The organism is Candidatus Cybelea sp. (assembly GCA_036489315.1).
Classification (GTDB): Bacteria; Vulcanimicrobiota; Vulcanimicrobiia; order Vulcanimicrobiales; family Vulcanimicrobiaceae; genus Cybelea.
The window spans coordinates 1-24644 of the sequence record DASXFZ010000002.1; the positions used below are offsets into that span (position 1 = coordinate 1).

General features: G+C 63.1%; 22 protein-coding genes and 1 pseudogene. 11 read left to right on the top strand and 12 right to left on the bottom strand.

Features of this window, described 5'->3' with window-relative positions; genetic code table 11:
* Positions 1 to 260, top strand: a 260-nt coding sequence (locus VGG51_00525; GenBank protein HEY1881510.1) for an IS630 family transposase, incomplete at its 5' end; no start/stop codon positions are given.
* Between the two features lie 72 nt (positions 261 to 332).
* On the opposite strand, the gene VGG51_00530 is transcribed toward VGG51_00525, so the two are convergent.
* The 6 genes from VGG51_00530 to VGG51_00555 form a co-directional block, all read right to left on the bottom strand.
* On the bottom strand, positions 333 to 602 hold the full coding sequence (locus VGG51_00530; protein HEY1881511.1) for a hypothetical protein: 270 nt from the start codon (positions 600 to 602) through the stop codon (positions 333 to 335).
* Positions 603 to 628: 26 nt separating this feature from the next.
* Positions 629 to 1090, bottom strand: coding sequence for a hypothetical protein (locus VGG51_00535; protein HEY1881512.1), 462 nt, complete (start codon positions 1088 to 1090; stop codon positions 629 to 631).
* A gap of 84 nt (positions 1091 to 1174) precedes the next feature.
* Positions 1175 to 1888, bottom strand: a complete 714-nt coding sequence (locus tag VGG51_00540; protein ID HEY1881513.1) for a hypothetical protein — start codon at positions 1886 to 1888, stop codon at positions 1175 to 1177.
* An 82-nt stretch (positions 1889 to 1970) separates the two neighbouring features.
* Positions 1971 to 3446, bottom strand: coding sequence for a serine hydrolase domain-containing protein (locus VGG51_00545; protein ID HEY1881514.1), 1476 nt, complete (start codon positions 3444 to 3446; stop codon positions 1971 to 1973).
* Positions 3447 to 3526: 80 nt separating this feature from the next.
* Entirely contained in the window at positions 3527 to 4684 is a 1158-nt protein-coding gene (locus VGG51_00550) for a hypothetical protein (GenBank protein ID HEY1881515.1), read from the bottom strand.
* A complete protein-coding gene (locus tag VGG51_00555; GenBank protein HEY1881516.1) occupies positions 4681 to 9309 on the bottom strand; it encodes a translocation/assembly module TamB domain-containing protein in 4629 nt (1542 codons plus the stop codon). The genes VGG51_00550 and VGG51_00555 overlap by 4 nt, the downstream gene beginning before the upstream one ends.
* 105 nt (positions 9310 to 9414) lie before the next feature.
* Here VGG51_00555 and VGG51_00560 point away from each other — a divergent pair, with 105 nt between their 5' ends.
* Both VGG51_00560 and VGG51_00565 read left to right on the top strand, forming a co-directional pair.
* Positions 9415 to 9933, top strand: a complete 519-nt coding sequence (locus tag VGG51_00560; protein ID HEY1881517.1) for a lipocalin-like domain-containing protein — start codon at positions 9415 to 9417, stop codon at positions 9931 to 9933.
* Positions 9908 to 11155 carry an MFS transporter gene (locus VGG51_00565; GenBank protein ID HEY1881518.1) on the top strand — a complete coding sequence of 416 codons (1248 nt, stop codon included), beginning with the start codon at positions 9908 to 9910 and terminating at the stop codon, positions 11153 to 11155. Before VGG51_00560 ends, VGG51_00565 begins: the two co-directional genes overlap by 26 nt.
* Before the next feature lie 19 nt (positions 11156 to 11174).
* Here the strand turns inward: VGG51_00565 and VGG51_00570 are convergent, their stop codons facing one another.
* Positions 11175 to 12203 (bottom strand): hypothetical protein, encoded by a 1029-nt coding sequence (locus VGG51_00570; GenBank protein HEY1881519.1) that lies wholly within the window; start codon positions 12201 to 12203, stop codon positions 11175 to 11177.
* A 48-nt stretch (positions 12204 to 12251) separates the two neighbouring features.
* Entirely contained in the window at positions 12252 to 13250 is a 999-nt protein-coding gene (locus tag VGG51_00575; protein ID HEY1881520.1) for a hypothetical protein, read from the bottom strand.
* Between the two features lie 112 nt (positions 13251 to 13362).
* Here VGG51_00575 and VGG51_00580 point away from each other — a divergent pair, with 112 nt between their 5' ends.
* The gene (locus tag VGG51_00580; protein HEY1881521.1) at positions 13363 to 13974 is read left to right on the top strand and encodes a peptidylprolyl isomerase; all 612 of its coding nucleotides are present in this window, start codon (positions 13363 to 13365) and stop codon (positions 13972 to 13974) included.
* A 21-nt stretch (positions 13975 to 13995) separates the two neighbouring features.
* On the opposite strand, the gene VGG51_00585 is transcribed toward VGG51_00580, so the two are convergent.
* Positions 13996 to 14286, bottom strand: a complete 291-nt coding sequence (locus VGG51_00585; GenBank protein ID HEY1881522.1) for a DUF6504 family protein — start codon at positions 14284 to 14286, stop codon at positions 13996 to 13998.
* A gap of 77 nt (positions 14287 to 14363) precedes the next feature.
* Here VGG51_00585 and VGG51_00590 point away from each other — a divergent pair, with 77 nt between their 5' ends.
* Complete coding sequence (locus tag VGG51_00590) at positions 14364 to 15827, top strand: hypothetical protein (GenBank protein HEY1881523.1); 1464 nt, start codon at positions 14364 to 14366, stop codon at positions 15825 to 15827.
* Here the strand turns inward: VGG51_00590 and VGG51_00595 are convergent.
* From VGG51_00595 to VGG51_00605, 3 genes are all read right to left on the bottom strand, one after another.
* Positions 15790 to 16800 carry a hypothetical protein gene (locus VGG51_00595; GenBank protein HEY1881524.1) on the bottom strand — a complete coding sequence of 337 codons (1011 nt, stop codon included), beginning with the start codon at positions 16798 to 16800 and terminating at the stop codon, positions 15790 to 15792. The two genes, VGG51_00590 and VGG51_00595, sit on opposite strands and share 38 nt — an antisense overlap.
* Positions 16801 to 16878: 78 nt before the next feature.
* A complete protein-coding gene (locus VGG51_00600; GenBank protein HEY1881525.1) occupies positions 16879 to 19557 on the bottom strand; it encodes a TonB-dependent receptor in 2679 nt (892 codons plus the stop codon).
* Positions 19558 to 19691: 134 nt separating this feature from the next.
* Positions 19692 to 20333, bottom strand: a complete 642-nt coding sequence (locus tag VGG51_00605; protein HEY1881526.1) for a hypothetical protein — start codon at positions 20331 to 20333, stop codon at positions 19692 to 19694.
* A gap of 228 nt (positions 20334 to 20561) precedes the next feature.
* On the opposite strand from VGG51_00605, the gene VGG51_00610 reads away from it, so the two are divergent.
* The 6 genes and pseudogenes from VGG51_00610 to VGG51_00635 form a co-directional block, all read left to right on the top strand.
* Positions 20562 to 21461, top strand: a complete 900-nt coding sequence (locus VGG51_00610) for a hypothetical protein (protein ID HEY1881527.1) — start codon at positions 20562 to 20564, stop codon at positions 21459 to 21461.
* A gap of 284 nt (positions 21462 to 21745) precedes the next feature.
* Positions 21746 to 21892, top strand: coding sequence for a hypothetical protein (locus tag VGG51_00615; protein ID HEY1881528.1), 147 nt, complete (start codon positions 21746 to 21748; stop codon positions 21890 to 21892).
* A gap of 121 nt (positions 21893 to 22013) precedes the next feature.
* Positions 22014 to 22373: a hypothetical protein gene (locus VGG51_00620; GenBank protein ID HEY1881529.1), complete on the top strand. Its 360-nt coding sequence runs from the start codon at positions 22014 to 22016 to the stop codon at positions 22371 to 22373.
* A 239-nt stretch (positions 22374 to 22612) separates the two neighbouring features.
* Positions 22613 to 22944 (top strand): annotated as a pseudogene (locus VGG51_00625) (DUF1254 domain-containing protein).
* A 291-nt stretch (positions 22945 to 23235) separates the two neighbouring features.
* Positions 23236 to 23769: a DUF1214 domain-containing protein gene (locus tag VGG51_00630; protein ID HEY1881530.1), complete on the top strand. Its 534-nt coding sequence runs from the start codon at positions 23236 to 23238 to the stop codon at positions 23767 to 23769.
* A gap of 213 nt (positions 23770 to 23982) precedes the next feature.
* Positions 23983 to 24644 (top strand): hypothetical protein (locus VGG51_00635; protein HEY1881531.1); only part of this gene is annotated, 662 nt, incomplete at its 3' end.

The following is a 24644-nucleotide window of genomic DNA, read 5'->3' on the forward strand; positions in this document are numbered from 1 at the left end:
AGCATCCGCGGTTTCATCTTCATTTCACTCCCACCAGCGCCAGCTGGCTCAACCTCGTCGAGCGCTTCTTTGCGGAGATCACGCAGCGTCGGATTCGCAATGGCAGCTTCACCGGTGTGGCGCAACTCGAGCGGGAAATCCCCGCCTACGTCCGACAACGTAACAAGAACCCCAAACCGTTCGTGTGGACCGCTACCGCCGACATGATCCTGGATAAAGTGGTAAAGGTTTGCGAACGAACTTCTAACTCACTACAGTAGTTCCTCCTCACCTCCACGGGCAAAAGATCCCGGCCAACGCGAGCCGGGATCTTTTTTTACCGGGGCGACGGGTCAGCAGCGCAAGTATCCGTGCGTCGAAAACGTAACTGAGTTGACGCGGCGGTACACAGACGTCGCGTCGCGCAGCAGGCCGTCCGATCCGAGCGTCATTATCCGACGACGGTGACCGGAAAGCTCGGTCGAGATAACCTTATCGTTACGCACGGTATACGTTGCCCAGAACGTCGGGCACATGTGCCCGGCGTTGAAAAACGTTGCAACGCCGGTTTCCGTAAATGTAACGCCGGCTTTGCGCGCTGCGGTCTCCCACGATCCAACCACCGTGTTTGCCGAGTCCCTTTCCAGATTCAGTTCGGCGGTTGGTCTTCGGGCGGTAACTGGCTGCGTGGAGTCGCGGCCGGCGGCCCCGCGAGCACGATGATCCGCATAACGGCGTTGTTCAGCGCCACCGCGGCCACGGGGTCCGGTTCGCTCGGCGGGCACGTAACGTCGCCCGAGACCCACCCGTTCCAGCGTACGCGAATCGTCGCATCAAAAGGTGCCTTCTTTGCGCACGCGCCGCTCATCGAGTCTTTGCCCGATGCCGCGAGGGCAGCAAAGAGATGCTTGACGACCGCTTCGGGAAGCGTAAACGCCCGGAATCCAGATGCGCTGGTGATCGAAGCGCTGCCATCCGAACCAACTGCGATTTGGTAAGCGTTGGCGTCGTTCGGTCGCGAACCGAGGATCACGGCGCTGTCGGGCGGCGTCGCAGCTATGAGGACGATCGCGGCGCAGGCCGTAAAAAAACGTGATCTGACAGTGCCCATGACCTATCTTTGTCCGACCAGCCCTATGATTCCGCCCGCCGTTTCTGAGTGCGAGCCCGGAGCGTAGGCCATTCGGTTCAATTTCTAGATACCTCGATGCGGCTCAAGCGTGCACGGCCATGTGTCGGTTAAACGAACAAAGCCAAGCCGCTCGAGGATTGGCTGACTCGTGGGAAGAGCGTCGACGATCAAGTAACGCGCTCCGAGGCTGATGGCATCCCGTGCGCGCGCCGCGACCGTCGCGCGGTAGAAGCCGCGGTGACGATACCGATCCAACGTCCCTCCCCCGTACAGGCCTCCGAAAGCGCTTTGGGGATCGATATACAGCCGGCCGGTACTTACCGCGGCGTTCCCTTCGATCGCGATATAGCCGCGGTGGTGTAACGAACCGCTCTCTATGCCCGCGAGCAGCTCCCGGGCGGTAGGCCCGTGGTCTGTTCCGAAAATCTCCTTTGCCGATTGGCAGTATAGTTCCAGGTCGTCTTTGTTTTCGATGCGGCTAACGAGGTGAGAGGGCCGCTCGTCGATCCAGCTCGGCCTGTCATTCAAATCCAGCACGAGTACGGTTTCCCGCGGACCGGGCGTAAAGCCGTATCGCTCGACGCGTTGCAAGAGATCCGGAGGGCGATCGTGTCGGTAGACCTTCCATTCAACTTGGGTCGCCAAACTCCGGTAGTGAGCAGCTTCTTTGGCGATAATAAGATCCGCGTTCTCATCCGTTAAGGAAGAGAATGAAATCATGTGACGCTCGGACTCGCCGCAGCGAACGCGTGAAACGTAAGGGAGCGCTTCGAGCATGCAGCCCTCCGGCGCAAGCGTACGTCGCTCGAGATCTAGCCGCGCAAGAATTGCGTCAAGTCCGCTCATCCTGGCTCGGAGCTCACTGTGAGCGGTACTCTTGATCCGGCTCGAAGAGGAGCGTATCCACCTTTCCGTGAGCGTCCAGGCCGTACCAAATCAGCATCGAGCTCGGGCCTTTCGCAAGGCGAAATCGCGAGACCGCCAACGACGGGTCGTCAGACGACGGCATGCGCGCGACCAGCGTGAGCGCTCCGCCAGGCCATAGCGGCGCAATCCGGCGCCGAACCCTAGCGGTGGCGTCGGGCGTGACCACGCGAGCAAACTGCGGCGAGACGATGGGACGAATATTCGCGCCGCCGGCGATGCGATCGAGCAGCGATTCCAGCGACGCGGCGATACGGGGCGCTGAGTCGGCGATCGCCGTCAGCTTTTGCGGAAGCAGCGACGCGTCGGCGAGGCCGGCAACCACGTGCGCCATGTAGTCGGTACGCGCCGAGTCGGAGTTGGCGAGCACGACGACCGTCAGCGAGTCGTTGGGGTAGCGCGAGATCTGAGAAGTAAAGCCCTGCCATGCGCCACCGTGTTCGATGAGGCGATGGCCGTTCTGAGTCGTGATCTCCCAGCCAAACCCGTAGTCGCCGTCGTTCGGCTTTCCGTCGTTGAGTTTATAGACCGTCCAGATTGCATCCAAGCTCGACTCTTTGAGCAGTTGCGTCGTGTAGAGAGTGGCATCCCATTTTGCCAAATCGACGACGTTGAAGTACAGCGCACCATCGGCTGTGGAGTTGAAAGCCGGCGAGACCCAGTCTTGATTCTTGAGCGCGCCGTCTTCCCACTGATACCCGGCCGCCCGGTTCCGTATAATGTCCGCCTCGCTGATAAGCCGCGTAGAGCTCATACCTAGCGGCTTGAAGATGCGCTTCGCCAGATAATCTGCATAGAACGTACCCGTAACCCGATGGATCAGGAAGCCGAGCAGCACGTAGCTCGTGTTTCGATAGTTCCACTTTGCGCCGGGTGGATTCTCGATCGGCAGCGCCTCGATCTTGTGCAGCAGCTGGGATTCCGTGTAATCCAGACGCAGATAGAATGGCCCCTTGGGGCCCGTTCTCTCGGGCGACTCGTACTCCGCAAGGCCCGAGGTGTGCGAAAGAAGATTCTTGACACGGATCGGCTTCCAGCTTGCCGGCGCACCGGGAAAGTACTTGGTGATGCTGTCATTGAGCGAGACGCGGCCTTCTTCGACGAGCATCATGATCGCGGCCGACACGAACTGCTTGCCGACCGAACCTGATTGGAAAACCGTCTCGGGTTTCGCCGGCACGCTCAACTCGAGGTTCGCGAAGCCGTAGCCTTTGGCCAATAGGACGTTGCCACGGCTGTAAACGCCGACGGCCGCACCCGGAACGTGGGAACGCGCCATCTCGGTCGTCACGAAGCTATCGATCGACGCGATCTGGGCATCGGTCAGCGGCCCACGCGGCTGCGGTGCAGGCGTGGCCGCCGGGGCAACCGCGAGAGCGACGAAGAGCAAGAGAACACGCCGAGCGTTCATATGGCGATGAACCTCTTCCGTATGCTAAGCAGCACTGCGCAACCCTTACTCAAGCTCGCTCGCGACTCTTTCTGTGTGCGCTAGAAGCCGGCTAGCGACGAACGTATCGCACCGGTGAGATCGACGCTGCCGGCGCGACGTGCCGGCGCAACACTCACGCCGCTGAGGTGGCGTTCTTCGGCAATCCGGCTTGCGGCGCGCGTGATTTGTGCCACGATCGAATGGTAGAGAGCGTCGCGCTGCGCTTGAAGCGTACGAATCTGCGCGAGCGCGGCAGAGCGGGATTGCCGGTCGGCCCGTGCGAGCGCTCCAAAGCGCCTCGAGATATCGTCGCTTGCGGCGGAGAGGTTGCCCGCGATATCGGTCGCCTGTGCACCCGAACGATAGCCTGCGCGAAAGAGCGCGAGCTGCGCGGGAAAATTGGGCAGCGCTCCGGCGGCGCTGGATTCGGCGCGGACGACGCTGCCGTGGATCGTTCGATTGGCGGCGGCCGTGCCGCGTAGCTGCGACGTCATCTGCGCGTTGGCAGTGGCTGCTTGCGCCCGCAGCTCGCGCTCGTACGCGGCCAGCGTTGCGGCATCGGAGCGGCGTAGCGCGGCGATTGCGTCGGCTTCGCGGCGGTCGAGCGCGGCGCGCTGCGCTTCGAGTGCGGCCCGATCGGTGCGGTCGAGGTGCAGATGCGTGAGCTTGAGCTGCAGCAGCAAGTGCTCCGCAGCGTCGCGCCGCGCGAGGGCATACGCCAGCGCCAGCTCGTTCTCGCGCAGCTGTTGACGACGCGCTTCCAGCGCGCGCGTGGTGCGCTGGGCGGTCGCCGCTTCGAACGCGGTGAGGCTCGCCGAGGTTTCGCGATCGAGCTCGACACCGTACGACGAGGATTCGAGATCACCGGTTCCCCGCAGCCTAACGATCGTTGCGATTGCGTTGCGCTCGGTATTCAGATCGGCAGAGGTGTTGAGGGCGTCGAGGCGCAGCGCGCGCGCGCGCGTGGCCGCGGCGCTCCTTTGCAGGGCGGCGGCGGCGTGCTCCGTGCGAGCCGCCGGATCCGTGAGCCCGGTGGCGCGCAGCGTGGTGCGCAGCGCGGCGATCTCACGGTCGTATCCGGCCAGGACGGCGTGCAGCGGATGGCTTGCGATCAGGCGCGCGACATCGGCGTAGCCGGTCGCACCGCTTGGCGAAACGCCGGTGAGGCAGAGCGCGAGCGCCAACGTCAGCGCACGGCGCAGCGTTGCGTTCGTCACGGGAACTTCCTCAGATACTGCAGGTTGATGCCGTTCGTGCCGGTCGGCGGCGGCAGCTGCGTCATGCGATTAAGGTTGAGCACGTCGGTTGCGGCCGGCTGCGAACCTTGCAGTACGAAGAGCGTCGGGCCGACCGTCGTGTACCAGCTCAAACGATATCCGGTGCCAACGCTCGGATTGGCTTCGAACGTAACGGCCTGCGTTCTTGGGTATCCGAAGGTCTGCGAATAGACGGCGTTGACGTTCTTTCCGAGCCGCTTCACGGCATTGACCCCAATACCGGTTTGGATATCGCTCGTAATTTGCACTTCGGTGAAGCCGAGCGTGCCGGCGACCGACGAGGAGAGCGGCTGCAGCAGATTACGCGTAAAAAGCGTGTTGAGCTGGCCGAGTGCGACTTGGGACGCGACGCCGGTCGCCGAGAACCCGGTGCCGCCCGTCGAGTTGACGCCCCGCACCGCGCCGAACTGCTGCGCGCCGACGAGCAGGCCGAGGATCTGCTCGCGGCTGTACGACGGATCGGAGTCCAGCGTCAGGTTCATGTTCGTTGCCGGCCCTCTGACCTTCAAGCTTATCGCTGTCGGCGGATTGGAAACGTAGGTGGTGGCGATGGCGTCGACGTCGGGGACCAAGCCGCTCGAGGGCGAGAACGTCACCTTCCCGCTCTGCAGATTGAACGAGCGATAGAAGCTCAGCAACCCGCCGGTCGAGCTAAACGTGCCGTCCAGTGAGGGAGCCGCGAGCGTTCCATTGATCGCGAGATCGCCGGTCGCGCCGATGTCGACGTTCTTGCTCTGCACGCGAACGTCGCTTCCAACGCTGACGCGCAGGTTCGAAAACGCAACGTCGGGCAACGCCGCCTTGGAATTGTCGCCGCCTTTTGCGCTGAGAAAGGCATCGATCGGGATGCGGGCCTTCGAAAGCGCGACGTCTCCGCTGAGCTGCGGTGCGTCGGCAACCATATGCGCGAGCGACACGCTGCCGTTGACATTGCCGGTGAAATAGTTCGGCAGATCGAGGCGGGCGTTATCGGCGCGTGCCTGCAGATTGAAGGCGGCCGCGGCAGGATTGCGCAGATTGACGACCGACGCGGTTCCTTGTGCGGTGATCGCGCCGCCGCCGACGGTGGCGTGCGACTCGAGCGTCGCGTGGGTGCCGGCGAAGGCGAGCTGCCCTGCGAGGCCGGTCACGGGCGACTTTTCCATCGGCCCGCTAAATGCGCCGTCGCGCAGCGCGAGCGAGCCCCGGAGCTGCGGTGCGTCGATCGAGCCGCTCGCGACCACGCTGCCGTCGATGCGGCCGGCAAGCTGCGTGTCCTTCGGCAAGAGCTGCGCGAAGTTCGAGAGCTCGATGTCGTCGGCGGTCACCGTTGCGGAGACCCCGCCGGCGCCGACCGCGATGCCACTGCGTTTGAAGAGAATCGGTGCTTCGGCGGCGAGCAGCGCGCGGCCGCGCACGAAATCGATCTCGCCGTTACGCAGCGCAACCGAGCGGCGGTCGGCGTCGATGACGCCGTAGACGCGCGGAATCGTAAGATTGCCTCGCTGCAACGCCTGCAGCGCGAGCTCGTCGCGGAGGTGCGGCTGCGCGCGCGTCCCTTCGACGTGCAGCGTCGACGCGAGCGTTCCGGTTATGCCGGACGCTTTACGGCCGGCTGCATCGAGGAACGCGCCGACGTTGGGGCTCGTGATGCTGGCGACGAGCGCGAGCCGATCGCTCTCGCGTAAACCGAAGGTTCCCGAAGCGGTCGCCGAGAGCGAGGGCAGCTCGACCGAGGCGGATCGAATCGTGCCGCGGCCGTGTGTGGCCGACGCGCTTATCTCGAACTTTTGTACCGGCAGACGCCCCGCCGTTCCGTTGGCGACGGCGGCGCGAACATTCATCGAGAGATCCGGATAGCTGCCGGAGAGGCTGGCGTCGGCGTCGAGCCTGCCGGTAACCGGCACGACGTATCCAAGCATCGGCAGCCACGTGGCGAGATCCACATTGCGCGCGTGCGCGGTCACGTTCGCGCTCATCACCGAGGGCATTACGCTGCCGGAAGCGTGAAGGGTACCGGTCGGGCCGCCGAGGCTCACGTTGGTGGCGATCCGTTTGCCGGCGCTGTGCCAATCGGCCGAAACGTCGCCCAGCGCGAGCTGACGATAGCGCGCGCCGGTGAGATTGAGGGTGCCTCGGCTGGCGAGCAGCTGCATTCCGTGCGTGCTTGCGGAGAGATCGACCGAGCCCGTTCCCGCGAGCATGTCGCCGGCATCGAAGAGATCGTTGAAATCCGCGAGATCCGCGCGCGGGGCGCTCACCGCGACGCCGGCATCGCCGCGTGTCGTTGCGGCACCGCTCAACGCAAGCGTGGTCGAGCCAACGACCACACGGCCGGCTCGAATCGAAACCGCGTTCGAGCTGCCGTGGACGCTGGCGTGGAAGTTACGGAAGGCAAGGCCGTTGACCGACCCTTCCGGCGCGTTTACCGTGCCCGCGAACGACGGATGCGCGCCGGTGCCGTGCACGTCGAGCTTTGCGTCGACGCTCCCCGCAACCAGGGGAGCCGCGCGCGGCTGCACTTGCGCGACGAGCGAGCTCACGTCGGAGGAGTGCACTTCGGTCGCGAGCTGGTAGCGCGGCATCAAGGCGCCTCCCGGAAGCAGGTTCGTGACGGTGCCGGAGGCGGCGACGAAGAGCGGCCCGAGCGCAACCGCCGCATCGCGCAAATGCAGCGTATCGCCGGCAAACGCAACCGCCGCGGCGCCGTTGACGTCGAAATCGCGATAGCGTCCGCCGGCCACGACAAGGCTGCCCGTAAGGCGCGGTTTCTGGGGCGTGCCCGCAACGCTCGCGACGAAACTCGCTTGGCCGCCGGCGCGTCCCGAGAAACCGCCGTGCAGCTCGTTGGCGATCGAGGCAAGCCGTGCTTGCACCTGTGCGCGGCCCCACTGCGTGCTCGCGTCGGCGACGCCGGTCAGCGCGTACGTGGTTTTCGATTGACCGCCGAAGAGCGTCGCACTGAGCGTGGCATGCGCTTGCGGCAAGCGGTAATCGTTGACGCGAGCGAGCCCGACGATCAGGCCGTGCGGGCGGTCGAGCGCGACCCGTGCGTAGAGCGAGCCGGGACCTTCACGTACGTGTAGCGGACCGATCGTGCCAACGCCGCGGCCGTCGACGTCGAAGGCCGCGTCGACTTGCTGCTTCGCACTTGCGCCCCAGAGCAAGCCGCGCAGTGTAATCTCTTTGGGGTTTTGCGCGGTTGCCAGCGCGACTGCGTCCAGCGAAAGCTGTGGCAGCAACTGGTTCGCATACGGAATCGCCCCCGGGGGCGCGTGCGCGCGGGCGAGCACCTCGATCGCGTTAGGGCGCTTGACGAGCGCCACCCGGCCGCGTGCGGCAAGCGCGCCGGCACGATAATCGCCGGTGAAATCGACGAGGTCGGCTTCGCTGCCGTCAAACGCGACGAAACCGCCGAGCCGGTCGATCGGCGCGCTCGCATACGTGACCGACGGCGAGCGCAGATCGATCCAGATCAGCGGTTTTGCCGCGCGTCCTTGAACGAGCAGCGAGAACGCCAGCGGCCCACGCATCGGGAGGCTGCGTGCCTGCGCGAACGCGACGCGCATTCTGGCGAGATCGCCCGTGCCCTTTACCACGAGTCGCAGGTGCGGCTGCTGCAGGTCGTAGATTCCCCCGCTGACGATCGCCGGCGTTCCGGCGAGCTTGGCCGTCAGCTTCGGCGTGAGCAGTCCGTTGTCGTAGGCGTCGAACGTGCCGCTGAGGCCTTCGACCGGCACGGCCAAGCCCTGCAGCGTGATTCGGCCTCCACTCAGCGTTGCGTTGGCGGCCAGATGCTGCTGCAGCTTATTCGCCGGATCGGGAAGCCCATAGGAGCGCACGTCGGCGCCGTGCAGCATTCCGGCGTCGACGTGCAGCGCCGGCGAGTCGACGAAGAAGTTGACGGCTGCGGCAATCGGCAGCTGTGCGGCCGTCCAGCGCTGGTCGATGTAGCCGCCGGCGAAGTTGATGTCGCCGCGCCCGCGCACTGGGTAGAGTCTGCCGGGGCGTTCGCCGTAGTCGAGCGAGGCCGTATACGTCGACCGGGTCGCCGACGAGATGTTCGCGTCGGCGGTGACGTTGCGCGCAAAGAGCCGGCGCTGATTCGGCGGCGCATTGCGGCTCTCGTTGCGAATTTCGATCGAGCCGCCGCGCACGCGGGCCTGCAGGATCATCGGCGCGGGCTGCGCGCGATTTCCGGTGGGGACCTGGGGATTGGGAACGTTGTACGTTCCGTCGGGGTGACGGACGATCGTAACGTGCGGCGATTCCGCCGTGATGCTCTCCAAGCCGTAGAGGCGCTTCCCGCCGCCGGGAAGCAGGTCGCGCAGATCGTACGTAACGCTGAGGCGGCCGATATCGGCGATCGGCTCGTTCGCAAGCGAGGTCACCACAACACCGTCGAGGACTGCGCGGTTAGGACTCAGCGAGATCTCAGCGAACGAGAGGTGGACCTTCGCGATCGAGACCGCGGCAACGTTGACGATCGCGCGAGCGACGTTCTTCCACTGCCAAAATCCCACTGCGACGATCGCGAGAAGCACGATTGCCGCTCCGGCGTAGATTCGGCCTCTCTTTTGCTTCATTAACGCTAGCTTTCCCATCCGCCCGTCGAGCGTATCGTCAAATGGCCGGTTCGGCAAGCGCACGCTGCTGCAGGTTTGCAGCGCGGACGCTCGTAACGTGCCCGCGTGGAAGATTCTTCGAGAGGCGTTTCTCGCAAAGGCGTGCTCGAACTCGCCGCGTCGTTTGGACTGCTCGCGACGCTTGGCGCCGCACCCGCACCGGTCGTCGCACGAGAGGGGGTCGTCGGTGCGTGGAGCCTCGTGAGCTTCGAGATCGACGAAGGCAGCGGCTCGCGCAAACCGCGCTTCGGCCCCGAGCCGATCGGGTATCTCATCTACAGCGCCGATATGCGAATGGCGGCGGTCTTGGCGGGCTCGCATCGTCCCGAGCTGAAATCGCCGTCGGGCAGCGCGGCATCTGAAGCGCAGCGCAGCGAATCGCTCCTAAACTTTCTTGCGTACGCGGGTCGTTATGAGGTGCGCGGCGATCGCGTCTTCCATCACGTGGAGGTCAGCGTCTTTACGAATCTCATCGGAACGACGCTCGAGCGTCAGTTCAAGGTAAGCGGCGATACGCTGACGATCCGCACGCTGCCGCCGGAGATCTGGGGCAGCTCCAATGTGCTGGTCTGGAAAAGGGCCTAGCCGGAGTGCCCCGGCCGGCGGCGAAATAGAAAAGCAGCGCTTCCCGTACACGATCTTCATCTACGCCAACGCCGGCGTCTTTTGCGACGGATATATCCTGAGCAGCGTGGGCCTGGCATTGATCACGCTGACGCCGCATTTTCAACTCAACGCGCTGACGACCGGCCTCATCGGCGGGGCGACGCTCTTCGGCATCCTCGTTGGTGCGCCGATCTTCGGGCACCTGACGGATCGCCACGGGCGGCGCATCCTGATGATCGCCGATTTGTCCGCCTTCGTCGTCATCGCAATCGCGCAGATCTTCGCGACCGCTGCCTGGGAGCTCATCGCACTTCGTTTTCTGCTCGGCGTGGCGATCGGCGCCGATTATCCGATTGCGACGGCGATCGTCGCCGAGTTCACGCCGCAACGCTGGCGCGGCGCCGCCCTGAGCGCAATGGAGGGCATCTGGTCGTTGGGCGCGGCCGTCGCGTACGTCTCCGGTTACGCGCTGCTGCGGACCGGCCCCGAGAGCTGGAAGTGGATTCTCGCGAGCCCGGCGATCTTTGCGATCGGCGGACTGCTCTTGCGCGCGTCCGCACCCGAATCGCCGATGTGGCTGGCGGCGCGGGATGCGGGGGAACTGGAGCGCGTCTCGTTCGGACGTCTCTTTCACTCGGCGTTTCGCGGAAAGCTGGCGTTCGTCTCGGTGATGTGGCTGCTGCAGGTCGTGCCGCTCTTTGCGATCTACACGTACGCGCCGTCGGTTCTTTCGGCCCTCGGCCTGAGCAATAGCGGATCGCCGGCGGGCAGCATAGCGATCACGGCAGCCTTTGCCTGCGGCGCATTCATCGCGATGCCGCTGCTCGGGCGGTGGGGACGCCGGCCAGTTTGTATCGCGGGATTCGCGGCTGCGACGGTCGCGTTCGCGATACTTCCGTTTTCCGGGACGGCGATCGTCGTGCTCTGCTTCATGGGGTACGCGCTAGGTATGGGCGCGGCGACGGTGCTCGAACTCGTCTATCCCGCAGAGCTCTTCCCGACGGCGATTCGCGCCTCGGCGGCCGGCTTCTCCGCGGGAATCAGCCGCGTCGGCGCGTTCATCGGGACGTTCTTGCTGCCGATTGGGATCGCGCGCTTCGGCATAACGGCTGTGATACTCGGCGCAAGCGCGCTCTCCGCAATCGGTCTCGCTATTTCAGTCTTGTGGGCGCCGGAAACCAAGGGCGCCACGATCGCCTAGGTTTGGGTCGGATGGCCGGCTAAAACTCCGTTGGAGCGACTGCGACTCCGGACGGATTGTTGAAGCCGTTCGCAATGACGTATTTGAACTTCGTGGACGGGTAGGCGAAGCGGTCGACCTGGTTGGCGGTGAAGTATTCCCCGACAAAGAGGGCCTGGCTCTTATGATTTAACGCGAGATTGAACGGCTCTCCGCCTCCGGGCATGGAGATGGACTTCGACGGCTGCGTTTGCCCAGGCGGAAAGATCAGGACTTCGGATGGACTCAGTTGCTGCGCCACCAGAATGTTGCCGGCCGAGTCGACCTGGATGCCGCCTCCGCTGCCAAAGGCGAGATTGAGATTCGTACCGGTCTTCGCGCCGGGCTTGTATTCGTTGACCGCGCTGCCGTCGTTGATATCGTACATCACGTAGAGGTTCTCTTTCGCGTCGAGCGCGACCGAAAGGGGGGCGCCTCCGTTAAAATCGGAGAGGCGGTACTCCTTCGAAACCTTTCCCTTGGGATAGACGGTCACCCAGCCATTGCTGTCGCCGTTGAAGTTCGCGATGTAGATCGATCCGTCTTTGCCGACGACCGAATCGGTCGGTCCAGAAAGATCGGTCGTGTAGCTTTTGGTCGGAGACGTTGCGCCGGGTGCGTAGACCTGCACGGTCCACTTCCCACTAATTGGTCCCTCGTCGGCAACGTAGAGATTGCCTTTTTGGTCGGTCGTGAGGCCGCCGGGGCCGAGGATTCCGTCGGTAATCGTATAGATCGGCTGTTGGTTCTTGCCGCGCTGACGAAAAACGTCGACCTCACCGGCGCCGAGGTTACACGCGTAGGCTAGCTGTGAGGTGCCCTTGGCCGCGTACGACGGACTTCCGTGCGCGCTGCGTGTTCCGGCGCGCAGTAGCCTGGGCCCTGACACCGAGCCGTACGCCCCGAGGGGGTAGGTATGGGTATTGAGCGATTGCGCGGCCGGTTGCTGTATAGGCGAGCCGGCGCCGGCGCAGCTCGCAAGAAAGACGCTCGCCGTTGCGGCGGTGAGAACATGTAATGATTTGATCACAAGGCCGGTTTGCCCGACGGCGCCCCGCTTTCCTCGCGATGCCGTTTCTTAGTAGGGCCGTCCCGGGGGCGACGCCGGATAGAGGGCAACGCCTTCGCCGGCGAGCCCCGGTACGCGAACTTCCACAAAGGGTTTGTGGTTCGGACGGTTTGCGGGTCCGGGGTAGTTCCAGCCGCTGAGCGTCTCGGCGGCGACGTAAGCGCGATCTTCGGCGCCGTCGATCGCGAGGGCGTCGGGATGGAGCCAATCGCGCTTATCGGGCTTCATTCCCGGGGGTACGCCTAGGCCGATGTGGCCGAAGACGTGCGACATGCGCTTCGAGCCGCGGGCGAACTCACCGCACCGGTAGGCAAACGGATCGCATACCGCGAGCGCGCCGTCCTTCGTCGTGACGATCGCGCCGGCGGAAACGAGTTTGAGCCCGAGATTCTTGGGCACGCCGCTTCCGCCGAGCCACTCGTCGACCTGAGCGGTGTTGCTCTGCGTCATGAAGGTCACGTAGAGATTTCCACGATCGTCCACGGCGGCGAATCCACCGTTGCGGGCACTCGGGTCGCTGCGCGCCGAGGTTGGTATCGTGCTGCCGTTTTCGTAGACCTGCACGAGGTTCGTCGCGTCCTTATTGTTCACGTACTCGGTCACGTACACGGTGTTCGATTTTTCGTCGACGGCGATGGAGGCCGGCTGGCCGTCGGGGTCGTTGAGCGTCTTGATCGCGCCGGGACTGCCGGGCGCAAAGACGTACACGCGCTGCGTCGCCGAGTCGGCGACCCACAGATTACCCTTCGAGTTGACGAATAGCCCCTGCGGCGCCTGCAATCCCGTGATCGAGCCACAGGGATCACCTTTGAGCTTTGTGGGGTCGTAGATTTCGACGGTGCCGTTTTGGGCGGAGGAAACGTAGAGGACCGACTTCGGACAGGCCTCCGTGTCGGCGCGCGCTGCTTGGCTTGCCGTCCGCGCTGCCGATGGTACGGACGGCGCATTCGAGGAGCATGCCGACATCACGGCGGCGAGCACGATCGGACTCAGGGGAGTGATCTTCACAACGGCTACCTCCGGACCGCCATCATAGCACAGGCGCTGGACCGGCAGACAGGGGCAGACGCCGCAGCCGTGGTGGATGGTTCCAGCGGGATTCCGGCAAACCGTAGCGGCGATGAAGCTCTCAATCGCCGCCGCCTTCGTACTCGCGCTCGTCGCCTGCAACAGCGCCGCAAAGCAGTCCGTCTCGCAGGGGCCTCGTGCGACCGGCACGTACCGGGTCGCGCTCGACACGAGCCGCGGACCGGTCGTGATCGACGTGGACCGCAGCCTCGCGCCGATCGGCGCGCAGCACTTTTACGAGCTGGTCAAGGCGAAGTATTTCGACGGCGCGCGCTTCTACCGCGTCGTTCCGGGCTTCGTCGTGCAGTGGGGCGCGGCCGCCGATCCGGCGGTCACCAAGAAGTGGAGCGCCGATATTCCCGACGATCCGGTCAAAGGGTCGAACACCCGCGGCACCGTTACGTTCGCCAGCGAGATGCAGCCGAACACGCGATCGACGCACCTCTTCATCAACTTGGCGGACAACCCGAAGCTCGACATATCCGGTTTCGCGCCGATCGGAAAGGTTCACAGCGGGATGGCCACCGTTGAAAAGCTGTATCCGGGGTATGGCGAGCGCCCCGGCCAGGCGATGATCGCGGCGCACGGCAACGCCTACCTCGAAAAAGCGTTTCCGAACCTCGACTACATCAAGACCGCGCACATCGTCAGCGAAAAACCGTAAGAGGGCCGCTGTTCCCTAGCACTACTCGTCGATCGTGTAGAGCCACCACTGCGGGGCGCCGCGGCGCGCCTCTCGATCGAAATAGACTTCGAGCTTTGCGCCGGTTGCGGTCTGCAGTTCGAACCATTGCCGTTTGAGATAAGCGTCGCCGCGATCGGTCTTCGTCGAGCGCCAGGTCCGCAGCACCGAGGCGACTTCCAGCGAGCGCTCGCGCCAGCGAAAGGCCCGCGGCACGGGCGGTTCGCTGCCGCTTGCCGGCGTCACGAAGCCGTCGCCGGCTGCGACGATCGGCACGCTGACGAACCTGCGCATGCGTGGCCTTTTCGAAATGCTCGAAGGACGGACCTACGCGGGCATGGGCGACGCGCCTGAGAAACGAAGGCGCAGAGATGATTCTTGCAGCCGTTCTGCTCGCGGCGATGGGGCCCGCACTCGCGACGACACATCACGTCCTGCACATCGGAGGCACCGATCTGCCGTATACGGCGCGGGCCGGCACGATCGCGCTGAAGAACGCCAAGAATCAGCCGGACATCTCGATGTTCTACACGGCGTACACGAAGGACGGCGCGGAGTCGTCCGCACGGCCGGTCACCTTCTTCTACAACGGCGGGCCGGGAGGTTCCAGCGTTTGGCAGCGGATGGCGGCATTCGGGCCGGTCCGCGTCCTCGTGCCGCCTCCCGGTCAGAGCGTTTCCGCGCCGTATCGCGTCGTCAACAACGAGTATTCGCTGCTCGACGTCACCGACGAAGTCTACGTCGACGCGCTGGGAACCGGCTTCAGCCGCCTGCTGCCCGGCGGTAAGCCCTCCGACGCGTACGGCGTCGACGCGGACGCGGCCGCCTTCGCGCAGTTCATCCGGCTCTATCTCACTGCGTACTCGCGCTGGAACTCACCGAAGTATCTCTTCGGCGAAAGCTACGGCACGCTTCGCTCCGCCGCGCTCGCGCGGCTCTTGGAGAATGGCTTCGGGCAAGCGATCGATCTCAACGGCGTCGTGCTGATGTCGTCGGTGCTCAACGTCGATCTGCTCTGGGACGACGCAAGCGTCGGGGGCAACGACTGGCCGTACGTGCTGTTTCTTCCGACGGAAGCTGCTGCTGCGTGGTACTACCACCGCGTACCCAATCGCCCCAACGATCTGCCGGCGTTTCTCGCTGCAGTCCAGCACTTCGCGCTCACCGATTATCTGACGGCGCTGGCCGCGGGGGATTCTCTGCCGGCCCAGCGCCGCGAGGCGATTGTCGCGCAGCTTAGCGCCTACACGGGGCTCTCGCCCGCGACGATTCGCGCAGCGAATCTGCGGATCGCGCCGGGGCGATTTCGCAGCGAGCTGCTTCGCGATAAGGGGAGGGTCGTCGGCTATATGGACGCGCGGTACTCCGGATACGATCCGGTCGGAAACCGGGAAGAGCCGGTCTGGGACACGTCCGATCTCGCCACCACGCCGCAGGTACAGGCGATCTTCAACGACTACGTGCGCACGCAGTTAGGCTATCGAACGGATCTCGAATATCTGCCGCTCATCGACGTGCTCCCGCAGTGGAGCTGGAAGCACCAGACCGATCTCGGCGGCACGAGCGCGCTGCTGCAGCTGCCCAACACGATCGTCGATCTCTCCGAAGCGATGGCGCAGAATCCGAGCATGCGTGTCTTCGCCGGGATGGGGTACTACGATTTCTCGACGCCGTACTTCCAGCAGGAATACGACTTCGCGCATCTCCATCTGCCGGCAGACTTACGACGCAATCTCACGATCGCGCACTACGAGGCCGGGCACATGGCCTATATCGATGCAACGGCGCTCGCGAAGCTCAAGACCGATCTGACACGCTGGTACGAGCAGCGGTAGCGCGCGCAGCGCTCGGCGCAACGGAGAGCGTGACCGCCGTTATGCGCTCCTTCTGGTTGCTGTTTAGGTCCTTCATCACGGCGTAGGCACTCCCGCCCTGCGGATAGTGCCACAACCCGAGATACCGGCCGTTGTGCGGGGCATCGCCAAGGTGAGGACCATAGATCGTGCCGTCTTGCAGCCAGAAACCGCTATACCAGGGGTTAAAGGCACCCTTGAGCAGGGTTTGGCCCACAACACTTACGCTCGATCCCGAAAAGGCGACGCGATCGAACTTCGAACGAGCTCGAATGACGATATAGCTGCCGTCCCAAAAGACTTGGGACGCATCGCCAAAACCATCGCTCCGGCTGGGTATGAAATTCGTAAAATGGCTCTCGCCCTTCGGGAGCTCTCCGATTACCGATCCGCTGCCCGAAGCATCGCTCCCCAGAACGAAGAGGTCGCCGTGGCCATCGTACGCCAGTCCTCCGTAGTACTTTACGCTCGGGTCGGTATACAGCGTTGGCTTATGGTTCAGATTAACATATACCGCAATCCATCCGCTGCCATTTGAAGGTTCCTTCCCCATCGAGAAAGCCAGGGCATCGGTCGTCGGGTCAAACGCCGCATCGTGGGCGGCTTCGCCCGAGACTCCGGAGAAATGGGCAAATGGCACCTTGCTCCCATGCGCAAACTCGCAGCAGTTACCTAAGAATACATTTCCGTTGTTCGGGTCCGAAACGGCAACGTTACCATAAGTGCCGTTCATCACGTGGAGTTTGGTTAGGCCGGGCAGCGAGACGATGTACGCCTTGCGACTCATCAATACGTAGAGCACGTCGCCGCTCGAACCCGATGCGCGGCGTGCTTGTCCCTGCGCGTCTCCGGCCACGGGCACCATGGTCGACGCGCTCGACTGCCGGCCGCCACAGCCGGCCAAAGCAAGAGCAACGGCCGTCAAACCGCCCAGCGCCAATCGATCGAGCGTCATCGCGCGTACCTCCAAGCTGCGAGACGCTTCGGCACGGGTCGAAGGGGCGCCCGCAAGCTCACCTCCCGGCTCGATCGGCTAAAGCCGGTAGCGTACACGGAACAAAGCCGAGCGGGCCAGCGGGTACCCTTCGGGTACGTATCCTGCGAGGCCGTATTGCCAAGGCACGGCGGGCGCCTGCCCGTCGTTCGTGGGTACGCCGTTGCCGAGTGTATAGAGGCACTTCTTGCAGTACTGCGCGCCGTACGCCCGCTCGTAATAGGCGTTTCCGCCGGCGTATCCGGGCGGCCCGATGAGGTACGGGTTGCCCTGAAGCTGCGTCGGCGTGGCAGTGGCAAAGAGGTTCACGACGTCGAGAATCGCGGTCATGCGCGGCGAGAGATCGCCCTCAACGTGCAGCGACGCGAGGGTTTGCGGCGTCGTGCGCAACGTGTTCGGATCGGCCCCTTCGCTCGTGCCAAGAGTAGCGATATATGGATTCGTCGTGACGTTGTACGGGAGCGACGGGTTCCTCAAGAAGTAATAATTGTACCCGGGATTGACGTAGTTGTCGTTGGGAATCTGTACGGGCTTACCCTTAACGATCTGCCAGACCATCGTACCGTTGCCGTACGGATAACCGCTCTCGTACGAGAGTCGCGGCGTCACGCGCAGCCGCCGCTGCAGGAAATCGAGCTCGTACGAAGCCGTCGCCGTAAAGTTCGGAATGTAGTTCGCGGGGAAGAGGTGGCCCGCGAGGACCGCCGGGGCGTTGAGATCGTTGAATGCGAACTGGTAAATGCTCGACGACAGCGTATGACTGTAGTTGGCGTCGAGCGTGAACCCTCCGTTTTGCACCCACAGCTCCATCCCGTGTGATCGCAGCTCTCCGGCGTTGGTCGGAACCCCGATCGCGTCGGGATTTTCGCCGGCGTTGAGCGCGTTGCGATAGTTCGTCGGAAGCACGTCGATGACGTTCTGTTCCAGTTCGATGAAGTACGTGAGGCGGATCTGGGTTCGGCCACCGTGTTCGTAGGAGAACGCGTAGTCGGTTGCGGTCTCCGGCGCCAGCGGAAAGCTCGGAATCGCTCCGTTGGCTTTACCGCCGGAGTCATCGCTGCAGGCGTTCGCCGGGACGCACGTACGCTGAACCTCGAGCGGCAGCGGCATCACCGAGTTATGGTCGAAGGTCGCGCGCAGGGCGTTCTGACCGCCGAAGGAGTATGCGAGCGCAAGGTGCGGGTCGAGGGCGCCGTCGCCGTAGATGACCGGCGGTGTGTCGCTGGTCTGCGAGTGCTGGCCGGAGTAACGAAGGGAACCCATCGCCGAGAGACTCGGCGTTACACTCCAGGTGTCGCTCACGTAGACGAGATACTGGTTTAGGCGAGGCGCGGCGGTAACGATCTGCGGCACGGTCGGAACGATCTGGTAGATGCTGCTCGTATTAACGTCGTACTGCGCGCCCGCGCGAAAGTCGTTCTTGTCGTTGGCTTGATCCTCGAAGTCGTAGCCGATTCCGTCCTCGCGCTGCGATTGTGTCGAATAGAGCGAGATAACGCCGTCGGGAAAGGAGAGGTCGTCCCACTCGGGACCGTTGGCGACGGCGCCGATCTGCGACTGGAAGAGCTGAAGCCGCCCCAGTGAGTGCGGCCAATTATGGACCCACTGGAGCTTTTCAACGCCGTAGGTCCCTCGTGCGATCGAGGGTGTGTCGACTTGTTGGTTCGGATTGGCCGGCTGGCCGGGAAACGCGGCAGTGGGGCTATTGAAGGTCGACCACTGCAGCCCCTGATACGGCGAATCGTACTGCTGGTACGCGGCCGCGCCGGTGAGAAAGACGGCCGACAGATCGTCCTTCGGCGTCGTGGCAAAATGCACGTTGCCGGCGATCGCGTACTGCGAACGCGTCTGGAAGCCGAGGCCGTACGTGCCGATCTCCGCCGGATAGAACGTGTGACCGTCGCCATAGGGAAAATACTCGCTGCCGCTCGTCGCCGAAAGCGCGTAGCGCCAGCGTAGGTCCGGCGTCGCCTCCTGTGCCGTGAACTTCACCTCGCCAAGCTGTGTACCGATGCCGCCGGCGACTTCGAGGACCTCCGTCCCGGGGTAGATCCCGGTGAGCGGCACTTCGTTAACGACGCCTCCAAGGGCGTTTTGACTGACGTTGTTGTAACCGCCGAGCGTCACCGTTGCAGAGCCGACGCCCGCTGTGCCGAGCTGAGCGCCCACGATGTTGCCTCCGGGCTCCGCGATGAGACCCTGCGGAACTGGAACGGAGTCGTAGTCGTACACCGTGTCTTGCACTTTTCCACCGCGTACGATCACGTTCGCAAATGAGTCTTGCTGGACGCCCGGGACGTTGGAGATTGCGCCCTGGATGGAATCGCGCGAATAGTTGGCCAGACCCGAGGAGGAGGCTTGCGGCGTTCCGGCTCGCGCCTGTTCACCCTGTACGGTGAAGACGTCGCTCGTGCTGCCGAGCGCAAACGCTTCGCCCTTGGCTTCGACCTCTGCAATCTCTTTGAGCTTCGCGAGCAAGACGACCGCAAGGCGCTCGTGCTCGCCCGGCAGGACGATGACCGTCGCATCGGCCGCTTCGAAACCCTTGGCCTCAACGCTAACGGCGTATGTGTCGGGCGCAACTCCGAGAATCGTGAAACGGCCGCTCGCGTCGGTCGTGCCGGTGTAGCGGCCCGACGGCGAGGTCGCCGCGACGCGCGCGTTGGCGATCGGGGCGCGAGCCGCAGTAGAGACGGTTCCCAAGATCGCGCCCGTCACGAGCTCGGCTGCCTCGGAGTTTTGAAACGAGAGCGCTAAGGCAAAGGAAACGCAAAGAATACGACTGGCCGTTCGCATGAAACTCACCCCCAAGCGGCGCGTGAACGAACGCGCGACGCAGCCTTTTGCGGAAGTTAGGCTGGACTCAGGAGCGTGTGCGGAGGAGCACGGAGACCTCGCGACTTGACGATTTCGGGTGCGACGTGAGAACAACTCGTCTGCGGGTGAGGCATCGTCGCGTGCTTAGGGGTCGCCAGGAACGAGCGGGAGATGCGCAGGAACGACGTGACGAATGCCGCGGCCAAAGCGCCGCCGCGCGCAGCACAGCGGATCGCCGCGCCGAGCATCATCCGTGCGGCGACGGCGATCGCCACAAAGGATAAGACGAGAATCGGAGCGTGTGCGATGACGACGGAGTGCGCGTCGAAGGGCGCTAGGCCGCCGAAGTGCGTTTCGTAGCCTTCCATCGCGACGACAACGAAGCAGCTTCCGGCAAACGCCGCAAGCGCGTCGACGGCGCGTGCGCGCAAGTCATCGAGCCTGCGCACAAGCGGATCGCTTGGCGCGATGCGAGCGCTAACGATGTAAGCGCCAAGGCCTAGGGCAAGCAGCAACGTGATGGCGAAGGCCGGCAGGACTCCCTGATGGTCGACATCCCGCGCAGCACCGCCCAGCCAGCCAAACGTTGCGAAAAACTCGGTCCCCGCATCGCCGAGCACGCCGGCCAGCAGTCCGATGGTGAGTACGGCCCAGATCCGTACCAACGCATATCGCATTGCACGCTAGCCTTTGTTTCATAGATTCTTCATCCTGCCGAGCGATGCTAAATGGGGAGCGCCTAGGAGGCACTCGTGAAGAAAGGGACTACGATGCGCCGCACGCTTTCGACCATGGCTCTGGGGGCAACGGCTGCACCGGTATTCGTTGTATTACTGGCAGCATGCCAGGGAATGAGCTCAGTTCCGGCATCGAGCGCGGCTCCGCGGCCGGCGAGCGCAGAGCGGGTGCCCCCAGCGAGCCCGACCTTCTCGAAGCCCAACGCGCATGAGGGGAAAGGGCCGCCGGCGGAGACCTGGATCTTTGCCTCTAATGGAGAGATGGGTAACGTCGACGTCTACCGCGCGAAAACGCTAAAGATGATCTCGCAGTGTACGTGCGCCGGCGTCGGTCTGGCGGTCGATCCGCGGTCCGGCGACCTTGCCGTTGGCACGAGGTCTGAGACGGTCACCGTTTGGCACGTGAAGAGCAAGCAGATCACGCTGTTCGCGACGCTGAACTTGTCGCAAGGGCCGTATGCGATCGGAATCGCGTTCGACGGGAAGGGCGACTTATTCGCCGCTAACGCCGGTGACAACGCCATCGACTTCTTTGCCGCAAGCAAGATCGAAGCCGGCGGCGGGACCCCAACGCGCACGCTCGTGACCTCGCACTTGAACGAGGTGGAATACTTAGCCGCGAACGCCCGCGCGCTGCTGGCTGACGGCTACAACAGCAACGGCCAACCGTTTCTGGTCTCGGTAAACACGCGTACCGGTGCCGACACGATTCTCCAGCAAATCGAGTCCGGTACGGTGCCCGAAGGCATCACGTTCGACATCCGGGGGAACCTCATCTTAAATACCATCGGCGAGAATAACACGCTCGCCGTGTTCAAAAAGCCCTGGACCGGCTCGCCCACATCGACGTTCACCTACGGCTCGGGTCCAAACGGCTACTATACCGGCATCTCGTTGAACAAGTCGCAAAACACGCTTTGGACGGGGAGCTTTGCTCTCCTGAACCAGTCGCACGCCGTTGGGAGCGTGCAGGCCAACAGCTATCCGTTGGGAAGCATCGGGCGCTCTTCAATCGATATCGCGGCGGAATTCTACGACAGCATCGCGGTAGACCCTCAAGCGAAGTAGTCTCTGCCGGCCGGTGCCCGGCAGAACGCGAGCAAGGCGTGCGCCATCGGCGAGGCAATGCACGCGATGGAGGTTCGATCGTTTGCTGCTTTATAGAGTCTTCGTTCGGCGCGCCGCCGGCCTGATCGCAGCCGGAAACCGCCGTTCCTGCCTATCCCAAGCGCCGCCGGCGCACGCGCGAGCTCGCAGATCCTCAACCAACGCTATCGCTATCCCGGTACGCCCGGGGACTACCACGCGGCGGTCTGGATGCGCGATACGATGCGGCATTTTGGGTTGCGCGCTTGGATCGAGGCGTTCACCGCAACGGTCTACACGCCGGCCTGCTCGCGCTGCAGCTGCTGACCTCACCTTCGGTTACGTTCGATTTGCACGACGGCAAGGTCGCCGCCGATATCGACGGCTCGCGGCCTGGTCGGGCTGCCCTTTGATCGCACTCTCTGCGTTAGCCCGCGCGGCCGAGCCGCCGCACTATACGTTCTCGCCGCAGCTGCCGGGCACGATCGTACAAAGCCGGCTCGTCTATCTCGCAGGAGAGGGAATGCATAACCAGTGGCGTGCGGTGGTCTTTCCTTCTATGCCATCGACGGCGAGTTTATGGGCGCGGGCTCGCAGCAGCTCGTCTTGCAGTCGCACGAGACGGGCGCCGACTGCGGGATGGCGCGGGTGGACGTCTTCTACTTCGGAGCGGCCATGCAGGCGGTAGTGACGACGCTCTCCGCACGGAACCCGTGCGACCTTTCGGCCGGCGTAGTCAACGGCACACACGGCGATTCGCTGCAGCTTACCGGGCCATACTACACGTCGAGCGCACCGCTCTACTGCCCGACCAAAGCAAAGGCGGTGGCGACGCTACACTTCAGGAATGGCAAGTGGACCGAGCAGCCTCATTACTTCGAGATTTTGAAGTAGTCATCTTTTCGGCTTGAGTTCGAAGACGACGGGAACGCCGAACCTCCGTCGAAGAGAGCGGAGCAACACTCGCCGCCCTACGAAAGGCGACATTATGAAGGAATTAACCCATGTCCGATGACTTAGCGTCGCTCGGCCAGGAAGCTTACGTCTACGGCTTTCCTATTGTAGACCTTCACCGGATCTTATGGGGCTACTTCGCCGATAAAGGCGGCCCGGCGTATAAGTGTCCCGTCAACATGCTCTACAATACGGCGAGTGTCTACACGCCGGCCGATACGACAGTCCAGACGCCGAACTCGGATACTCCGTACTCGTTCGCCCTGCTCGACCTTCGCACCGAACCCTGGGTAGTCACACTTCCAGCTATCGAGGCAAATCGCTACTATTCGGTGCAGTGTGTCGACCTTTATACCTACAACGCGGATTATCTCGGAACGAGGGCTACAGGAAACGACGGCGGCGACTTCCTGATGGCAGGGCCCGATTGGACGGCACAACTCCACCAGGTGTAAAAAAGGTCGTTCGGTCTGAGACCGACCTAATGCTCCTCATCTACCGCACGCAGCTCTTCGGCCCTTCGGACCTCGACGCCGTTAAGGCGATTCAGGCAAAGTATAAAATTGCACCCCTGTCGGCATACGCTGAGACTGCGCCACCGGTCCCCGCAGCGGCGCTGGATTGGATTGCGCCGATAAGAGCGGATGAAGAGCGCACCTCTCTTGAGTTCTTCAATATCTTGGCGGGCGTTTTAACGTATTGCCCTCCACTCCCCGACGAGGCGGCCATTCGTGACGGTCTGGCCACGCTTGGTAACCCGAACACGCTTACCGCTGCGCAGCAGCAGGCACTTCTTGCGGGAATGGCGGCCGGACAAAAGCAGATAGACGCGGCGCGAGCGGAAGTCACAACTTCGGCAGACCTTTTCGGATCTCGATCGGAGCTCGGTACCGCGTACCTGAAACGCGCCGTCGCCGCTCAGTACGGAATCTTAGGCAACACGGCCGCCGAAGCGGTCTACCTCGGCTACGTAACCGGACCGGCGGGTCAGCCGCTCACCGGTAACGAGGCCTACCTGCTGCGTTTTGCGCCAGGTCAGTTTCCGCCAGTCAATGCATTCTGGTCGCTGACGATGTACAACCTACCGGAGCAGCTGCTCGTCGCAAACCCGCTGAATCGTTACCTCATCAACTCGCCGATGTTGCCGCAACTTACGAAAGACCCCGACGACGGCTTCAGCCTCTACATTCAAAGCACATCGCCGGGAGCGGACAAAGAACCAAATTGGCTTCCGAGTCCGGACGGACCATTCTTTATGGTCTTACGTTGTTATTATCCGGCGAGACAGGTCCTCGACGGCACCTGGCAGCAGCCGGCGCTGACGGCGATGCCTTAGACCTGCAGAGGCGACACTTTCGGCGACATCACTGCTGGATACAATACTGCAAAGTCTTACTCTCGAAAAGCTAGCCGACCGCGCCAATCTGAGTCCCCCGACCATTTTGCGCACAAGTATGATGAACGGTGGCGAAGCAGTATCGACGGGAAGACGGAACCTCACGCCCGCTCCCGAACATTATACAGCCGTACGGCCCTTAAGGAGCAGAAAGTGAATCCACATTATCTTTTCGGCGCGTGCTTAACGGCGGCGCTTTTCGCGTTCACCGGTTGCGGCTCGGGGCAAAGGCCCGTTGTTCCGGCTTCCTCGCTATCTTCTACGTTACAGAACGGCGCCTACTCCGGCGACCTTTTGTATGTTTCGCACCACACTTCGCGGTCAAATGATTTAAGCGTCTACACCTATCCCGGAAGAGTCTTCGTGATGGGTATCCCCGGAGTTCAGTACGCAACTGAGATGTGTACGGACTCGCATGGCAATATCTTTGTTCGCGATACGGCGGGCCTGCAGGAATTTGCTCACGGCGGTACGGCGCCCATTAATACGTTGTCAGTCGACGGTCCCTGCGCTTATGACCCAACGACGAATGACCTGGCCGTTCTAGGCAACGACCGCGTGTATCTGTACGCCAATGAGTCGGGAACGCCGCAAGTGTACGGCCCGTATTCGAATAGGACTTTTCTTAGGGGTACTTTCGACAATTCTGGTAACCTCTACATCATTTACGAACCAGAAGGCTCCTCTTGGCACCTACTCAAGTTTTCATCCGGCACCTTCACGCCCATTGAGCTGAATCAATCACTCCCTAATACCAACGAGTATACCATCCAGTTCGATGGAAGAAATCTCGTTCTTAATTGCTTCAATATCAT